Origin of the sequence: Nostoc sp. 'Peltigera membranacea cyanobiont' 232 (assembly GCF_002245985.1) — a bacterium.
In the GTDB taxonomy this organism is placed as follows: domain Bacteria; phylum Cyanobacteriota; class Cyanobacteriia; order Cyanobacteriales; family Nostocaceae; genus Nostoc.
The window spans coordinates 19,184-27,134 of record NZ_NOLK01000108.1; the positions used below are offsets into that span (position 1 = coordinate 19,184).

Consider the following 7,951-nt stretch of genomic DNA (forward strand, 5'->3'; position numbering starts at 1 on the left):
AATTAGATTGGGTAGATAGTCAATGCTGATTCAGAAGTTTGTTTACTCCCTTCTCAACAGCAATTCTTTTGAAGAAGTTGGGATTTTTCTTTATATGTGGCGTGATTAGTAAAGACAAAATCTCAAAAATCAATTTCACTGATAACTTCCTTCTCCATAAATTCTCTCTGCGTCGCGCCAGTTGCTTCTCCTGTCGGAGACGCTGCGCGAACAAGTCGGGGAACCCGCCCAATGCACTGGCTTCTCTGCGCCTCTGTGGTTCGTTAAAAAAACTTTAATCAACAAGATAAATAAAATTAACGCAGCTGTTCATTAACAACCCAATCTGTTAATTTAAAGTCCCAATGGATTGAGCAGATTTAGTTTCGCCTTGGCTACACGCTGTAGTTAGTAGCAGTAAGACACAAGCCACTGAAGTTGATAATCTTGATGTCAATTTATTTTTACTGATAGAACCTGTTCCTACCTTGAACGACAGCATGACTATTTTCTCCACCGCACTACTTCATCTGCTTCAAAATCTGGAATGTTTGATCGGCTTTTGCTGTTGATGTGCGTTTGTGTCCCCAACCGATGTTTTCCCGATAACTACCCAGTAGCCCAACTTCTGCCAATTCCGCCTCGTTGACTGAAGTCGTCACATCACTTTCTGGTGCTACATAAAGCGCATCAACTGGACAATACAATTCGCACATATAACAGGTTTGGCAGTCACTCTGTCGGGCAATGGTTGGCGGCGCATCAGGTACTTTATCAAACACATTGGTTGGACAAATATTCACGCAGATATTACATTTTATGCACCGCGATTCGCTGACCAACTCAATCACACTGCTGCTCCTATTTTAGCTAAAGGCTTTTCTGTACTTAGCGGCTGAGTCTTCACCCAAACTCGATCTAATCCGCCACTAATCAGGTGATGTTGCTGGTTAGCATCAAGTTCTGGATAATCTTGATGTTTGTGCATCCCACGAGTTTCTTTCCGTTCAATGGCACTGCTGTACATCCATCGTGCTGTAGCTACCATTGCCGCAGCTTCTCGCGCCCGGATTAGCTCATTGTCTGATTTTACCCGACTACTACGGAGTTCTTGCCAAAGATGATTTAGCTTACCCAAAGACTCGGTTAAGCCTTGTTCTGTACGGAAATAGTTCTTTTCATAAGGAAATACTTCAGCTTGGACTGCTTGAATAATTTCATCAGTTGCCAAAGGTTGAGAGCGATCGCTCTGTAATCCTACCTCACCAACACCCAAAACTAGTCGTTGAGTTTTGTATTCTCCCAAACTACGGCTATATTCAGCAGCCGATTTCCCCGACCAATAGCCAGAAGATATTGCCCAAGCCGCATTATGACTACCACCGCCAGTAAATCCGCCACAAATCAGTTCGCGTGTAGCGGCATCTCCAGCCGCATAGAGTCCTCGTACAGAACTGGCACAACTCTCATCAACAATCCGAATTCCTCCCGTACCGCGCACAGTTCCCTCTAGGCGCAGAGTCACAGGGAAACGTTGAGTAAATGGATCGATCCCTGCACGGTCAAAGGGTAAAAAGAAGTTGGGCTGTGCTAAACGCATAGATGGCCGCATCGATTCAGCCGCTTTGTCTATGATGGCGTAAACTGGCTGTTGCAGCAATGTTTCGGCAATTATTGAGCGTCTATGAGAACTTGCCCCCGGAATGACAGTACCGTCTTCGTAGGTGAAAGTTGCCCAATTATAAAACAGGGTTTTGGTAACTGAAGAAAAGGCGGGGGAGATGCCGTAAGCATTGGAGAATTCCATACCCGACATCTCCGCTCCTGCTTCTGCCGCCATTAAATAACCATCCCCTGTTAAGACGTTGCATCCTAACGCTTTGCTGAGAAATGCACAGCCACCAGTTGCGATAATTGTGGACTGCGATCGCACTATCCATTTCTCACCAGTCTGACGATTCACACCTGTTGCACCAGCAACGGCACCATCGTCATCTACATCTACTAGTAGTTCTAAGGCGGGGCTGTTGTCTAAAATCTTGACTCCAGCGCGTTGAATTTGCCGCCGCATCAGCCGCATATACTCTGGCCCTTGCAGCGATCGCCGATAGGGTTTGCCTTCATCGTCGGTAGGAAAGGGATAACCCCACTCTGCTAACTGATTGACGTTTGCATAGGTCTGATCCAGTACTCTATCCATCCAACTGCGATCGGATAAAAACCCACCCAATGATTCCCGACTCGCCTTTGCCGTTTCTCGTGCTTCTGGATCGGGTGGCACATACCACACACCATTTCCAGATGCCGCAGCGCATCCAGTTGTACCACAGTATCCTTTGTCTACCAGGACAACTCTAACTCCACTTGATGCAGCACTCCAAGCCGCCCAAGTTCCGGCTGGCCCGCCTCCAATCACAAGCACATCTGTTTCTAAGTCGAGTTGAAAATCCGTTGTTAACGTCTTCAGCATTTACAATTTCCCCTCCATCGATAAAGTCTTAAGCATCAAGTCTTCATCCCATCAATGCTGCAAAATATTCATAAATCTGTTTGCCTATCTACTTGAAGACTATCAGTAGCCTCAATTTATGGCTTGTTAAGCCAGATTAGCGTTAAGTACTTTATATTGATAGGCAAACCGTAGTTTGTGATATAACAAAGCTTTTCACAGTTTTCGATAAAAAGCAAGTATTTTACAAACAAATTTAAATGTAAATTTATGTAAAAGAAGTTTGATAAATAAAAAACTTGCTTTTTGTAAATCTTTGTGAATGTATAGTAATCCGATTTGATTCCTGAAATTATCTGCGTAGGTAGGGAACAGGAAATAGGGAACTCTTAACAGAAAAGAAGGGTATAGATGTGTACTGAATCTTGTTCAAAAATCAAATAGGAGTCCTATATCAGGATTTACGCAGAACTATACGCGCTCAGAAGCAATTCAGAAATTGCTCCTATAGGAAATCAAGGCTTTGACTGCTTTTTTGCATAAGCCCTAGCCAGGATACTTTTTCTTTAAAAAGAATATTTTACAAAATTAACAAAGTACAGAGGCAGAAATATCTTAAGAATCCCCGTCCTTTTTAGGGGGGAGAGCGTCAACTCGTTTGTCAGAATTATTCGTTGAATTGGAGGATTTGGAATAGAAGCCAGCTACCTCTGCCAAAGTATAAAGGGGTCTAGCTTTAACTTCTTCGTAGATGCGCCCTATATATTCGCCTAAGATGCCAACACTGACTAACTGCACAGATCCGAGAAAGAAAATTGCCATTAAAATAATTGTGAACCCAGTTAAAGGTGAATGGGGGAGAAAAAGCCGCCAATACAAGACTAATAAAGCCATGAAGATGGCCACCGCCGCCGCCACTAAGCCTAAGTAGGTTGATAACCGCAGTGGCACTATTGAAAAGGATACTAGACCATTAATAGCAAGCGCCAAAGATTTGCGGAAAGTGTATTTAACTTCCCCAGCAAAGCGGGGGTTGCGCTCGAACTGAATTGCGGTTTGCTGAAAGCCAACCCAAGAACGCAGACCACGAATATAGCGGGTGCGTTCTGGCATAGAATTGAGAATATCTACGATTTGCCGATCCATTAAACAAAAATCACCAGTATCAGTAGGAATCTCTACATCTGCAAGCTTCTTGAGGATGCGATAAAAGAAGTAGGCTGTAAAACGCTTAAACCATCCTTCCTTGAGGCGTTGAGTGCGTTGAGCGTAGACAACCTGATAGCCCTGTCGCCATTTTTCAATCATGTCTGGGATTAGTTCTGGCGGATCTTGTAAGTCAGCATCAAGGATGATAATAACTTGACCCCGAACAAAATTAAGACCAGCAGTAACTGCAATTTGATGACCAAAGTTACGAGCAAAGCTCAGGTAGCAAATGCGTGGGTCTTTTTGATGGAGTTCTCGTAGTAGTTGTAAGGAGCGATCGCGGCTACCATCATTGATTAAAATCAATTCGACCAGACCATCCAGCCGATTCATAACTGCACTCAGTCTGCGGTATAGTTCAGGAATAATTTCTTCTTCGTTATAAATTGGAACAATCAATGAATACTTTGGTATCATCTAGAAATCTCATTTAATTTTTGAATAGCCAGGCTGAAAGACTGCTTGTCGCGATCGAGGTTTGGTTCTTAGTATACCTAGCAAGGCTCAAGTCCCATTCCGATAATTTATTTATTATTTGGATTTATGTAATCTGAAGAGTCTGATTTTTTAAGGCTTTCTACAGCTTTTTTGGGAAAAGTCCGACGATGGCGATACCAAGTAGACCCTGCTACCAGTATTCCAGTTAAGCCCAAGGCGAGTATTAGCGGCAAAAAATCACCAGTATTGACTGCCTTTAGACCAGAACTACCTAGTAGTACAAAAGGTAAGACACTAGGAACAGTACCAAGTGTTGTACCTAGAACATAATCTTTAAAGCTGATAGAAGTCAGTCCAGCCACAAAGTTGACTAAGCCATAAGGCATGATTGGTACTAGTCGGATGGCAAACATATAAAAAAGCCCTCCACGGCGTACCTCAGCATCCATAGCTTGCCAGCGTCCTGCGAGTCGTTTTGCAACTGTTTGCCGTCCAATAGTTCTAGTAAAAACGAAAGCAATGATTGCTGCAATCACTGCTCCAACACTAGTCCAGAAAGTACCCAGCCAAGGGCCAAAAATTGCACCTCCAGTCAAATTTAGTACTGTTGAGGGCAGAACTAACATTGTTGCCACAACGTACAATGCAATATAAATAATAGGTGCCCAGATTCCAGAAGATTTTAGCAAAGCCTGAATTTGTGCTGGTTCAATGCCGCCAATCAGATATACTGCTATACCAGTTGCAATTATGCAACTCAGTGTGAGTAGCAAAATACCAGTTTTCAAGTTCCACACTAGAACTCTACTCCTACTTTTTTTGTAACACAACCCATCTGTCGCAAATGTCCCCTTTAATTAATTCGCATATAGCGTTTCCCGGTCTGGTGAGATACAAGAACCCCACCCCCCAACCCCCTCCCCGCTCTTCGAGAAGGGGCTATGATGTAACTCATTTGATTAAGGAAAGCTATAAGCAAGTTAAAAACGAAATGTCCTCAAGATGTTTTTCGGCACAGCCGAAACAATCTTGAGAACAGTTAAGTTCTTCACAATATATTATAAGGATATGCTGAGTGTAGCGATATTTGTTCAGTCTGGGGAGTGTCAAAGCTCTACATCGCTAGAAAACCTATACAGCAGTTTGCTTTTTAAGTGAGGTACAAAATACAGGACTCACGCATATATCAAGAGTTTCTACCTTCTACCTCCAGCAATAACTGCCTCCTGCCTCAAAACCCGTAGCTTTTAGTTCAGGCAAAGGAAAACTGCTGTATCTTTAATTTTCACCGATTAAAATCTAAAGACAGTACGAACCCAAGCAAATAAACTATCAGGATTACTGGAATCAGAGTTCGGTGCAGTAATCCAGATCAAACCCGGCGTAACCTCAATATGATCTCCAATTTTATATTGGTAGAATGCCTCAATGTGTAGGGAAGTATCTTTATCCGCTTGTCCCGCACCTGCTCCCAAATCTACACCCTTACTGAGAGCGATCATTTTCGGTTCCATACCAACTAATAAACCCCCTAAAGCACCTTCACTAAAAAGATCCGGGAATGCCAGTCCTACTGCCCAATCCATAGCTTCGCCATCTCCGCGCCCCAAATAGCGATGTGCTGCATAACTTACCCACCCATTAATTGCCAACTTAGGATTCACTTGATAGAACGCCTGTAAACCATAAAGGTTGCCCACAGTTCCCGCTCCCGCCACGGTGCTGTTTACCAAGTTACTGCCGACAGCTGGGCCGAAATTTGTTCCACTAAAACCTATGGTATTTGGTGGGCTATAGGTATTAACGTAAGTTGCAGCCACCCGAAAATTCCTATTAGAAGAGTAGTATATTAACTGTGCTAAAGCTAAATACCTGCCTGAAAATAAGCCATTATTAACTGCGGGATTGTTACCATTTGGTGCGCTGTAAGCTATCCCGAATTGAACTTGTTTGCCTAATTGTTGGAGTATAGCAATTCCGGGGCCGCTATCTCCATAGTTATAGACCAAAGACCGCCGTGAAAATCGGGAAATTCCATTAGCACCAGTTGCAGAAGACGATTCAAAATATGGGTTAATGGGGCCAGAAAGACCTATCTCACTAGCTCCATCAGACAAGGGATAAATGTTGACTTGGGTATTTGGAAAAGGTAGAAACCGATAGCGAACACCACTAAGAATAAGAGTATTGCGTGCAAAAGTAATACTGGAGTTATCAGCAGTTCTTCCCTCATAAGTTCCCAATAATCCAGCTCTTGTTTGTCCCAATGATTCAATATTTCCACCTCCTATTGTTATACCTAGTGAATCTTTACCGTTAAAACTGGTATTTAACCGTAAAGAGGTTGAGCCTTGAAGTGTGGCATTGCGAGGTGCTGGTGTTTTGGTGACAACATTATTACCAGCCAGAAGTTCGCTAAAAACAATCTGCGCTCGACCTACAAGTTGAGTTGTAGTTGTAAACTGAGTTGCTTCTAATTTCGCAGTCCGCGTTTCCAAGCTATCTAAGCGTCCCCGCAATTGAGCAAGTTCTGGAGAAAATTGTTCTTGTAGTTTTTTGATAATACCCAAGTCTTCTCGTTTGACTAAATCTGTCGTTGAAGTCGCTATTAATTCATTGAGGCGATCTAAAGCTGCATTCAACCCAGCTGCAAATTCATACCGTGTTAGGGCACGATTCCCTTTAAATGTGCTATCTGTATATCCCGCAATTACACCGTAGCGCTCCACCAAAGACTGTAATGCTTGAAATGCCCAATCTGTAGGTAAAACATCTGACAGTTGCGAGACGGATGTCACTTGTCCCGCAGAATTATTTGTCGCTTTTTTACTAGTCGGCGGCGCAACTTCCAACAATTGCGAGACAGGTGTTACCCGTTCTGGGTTTGTAGCCTTTTTACTCGTTAGCGGTGGCATTGAAGTGTCTACTGTTTGATTGACAACTACTTCTGGAGCTTTGTTAACTTCTACTCCAGCAGTAGATACATCAGATTTAGGCAGTTCAGCGTGACTTTTGGCTGGATAAAAAAGCAGGATACCTAAAATATCTAGCAACAAAAGCAGGAACATTGTCCATCTATAATTTGAGCGAAAATTCGACATTACTCTTTAACTCCTCAACCTGAAAGATGAATAAACTAACTCTAAATTGGACAGACGAACAGCATAAATCCTTGATGCAATGTTTCTGCTAAATCATTAGATAATAGACTTAGCAAAGGTTCCACCAGTGAGAAAAATACAAATTTCCGACAAATATCGCAACCAGTACTAAGTGGTTGAATGGAGACTCAAAAAGTCGCTGAAACTTATGAAAAATGGCACTTTAGAGAATACTAAAAACGTCTTTGATAAGACAATTACTGCCTTTTTAAGACTGGGCTACTTTTAAGGCAAACTAAAGCAAATACTATGTGGACTGACACTTCTAAGACATTAGAATTCCATCTTTATTGGTTATATTGTACAAAGTTCATCACTGGCTGCTGACATTGACTAAAACTTGAATTGAAATCAAGTTATTCTCTGACAATTCAAATTCGCTGAATATACTAATTTGTAATCAGCTATATTTGACAGCATCAATTGTTAAGAAAAGCTCATAGTTCGATAAGTCGATATAGTTACCGGACTTTGCGTAGAATTATCTTTGCATAGAGCTTGGTACAATGCAAGACCCAGTATTTATCCATCAAGAGAAAATATGTAAAAATTATTGGCTAGGTCAAGTCAACCCAAGCAACTGCGTTCTCATAACCAAATTGCGTGAAGAAAAGTAAAGAAGGCTCAAACCCTTTTTTCCCCAGCTAATACCCGGATTTCTCACCACACCTCTCAAAGCCCGTGCTTGTGCAGGGGAGCAGGGGAGCAGGGGAGC

The 7,951-nt window shown here is 42.5% G+C and carries 5 protein-coding genes; all 5 read right to left on the minus strand.

The genetic code is table 11. From position 1 onward, the window contains the following. Positions 1-500 precede the first annotated feature (500 nt). Positions 501-830, minus strand: a complete 330-nt coding sequence (locus CDG79_RS27830; protein ID WP_094345002.1) for a 4Fe-4S dicluster domain-containing protein — start codon at positions 828-830, stop codon at positions 501-503. Further along, on the minus strand, positions 827-2,449 hold the full coding sequence (locus CDG79_RS27835; protein ID WP_094345003.1) for an FAD-dependent oxidoreductase: 1,623 nt from the start codon (positions 2,447-2,449) through the stop codon (positions 827-829). Before CDG79_RS27835 ends, CDG79_RS27830 begins: the two co-directional genes overlap by 4 nt. A gap of 594 nt (positions 2,450-3,043) precedes the next feature. Continuing rightward, on the minus strand, positions 3,044-4,054 hold the full coding sequence (locus tag CDG79_RS27840; RefSeq protein ID WP_094345004.1) for a glycosyltransferase family 2 protein: 1,011 nt from the start codon (positions 4,052-4,054) through the stop codon (positions 3,044-3,046). Between the two features lie 107 nt (positions 4,055-4,161). Further along, positions 4,162-4,872: a TVP38/TMEM64 family protein gene (locus CDG79_RS27845; RefSeq protein ID WP_094345005.1), complete on the minus strand. Its 711-nt coding sequence runs from the start codon at positions 4,870-4,872 to the stop codon at positions 4,162-4,164. Positions 4,873-5,367: 495 nt separating this feature from the next. Continuing rightward, the gene (locus CDG79_RS27850) at positions 5,368-7,176 is read right to left on the minus strand and encodes an iron uptake porin (protein ID WP_094345006.1); all 1,809 of its coding nucleotides are present in this window, start codon (positions 7,174-7,176) and stop codon (positions 5,368-5,370) included. Positions 7,177-7,951 lie beyond the last annotated feature (775 nt).

Bases quoted from the DNA above. Each gene is read 5' to 3' on its own strand.
- CDG79_RS27850 (WP_094345006.1), bottom strand. From the start codon at position 7,176: ATGTCGAATTTTCGCTCAAATTATAGATGGACAATGTTCCTGCTTTTG.
- CDG79_RS27840 (WP_094345004.1), bottom strand. From the start codon at position 4,054: ATGATACCAAAGTATTCATTGATTGTTCCAATTTATAACGAAGAAGAA.
- CDG79_RS27835 (WP_094345003.1), bottom strand. From the start codon at position 2,449: ATGCTGAAGACGTTAACAACGGATTTTCAACTCGACTTAGAAACAGAT.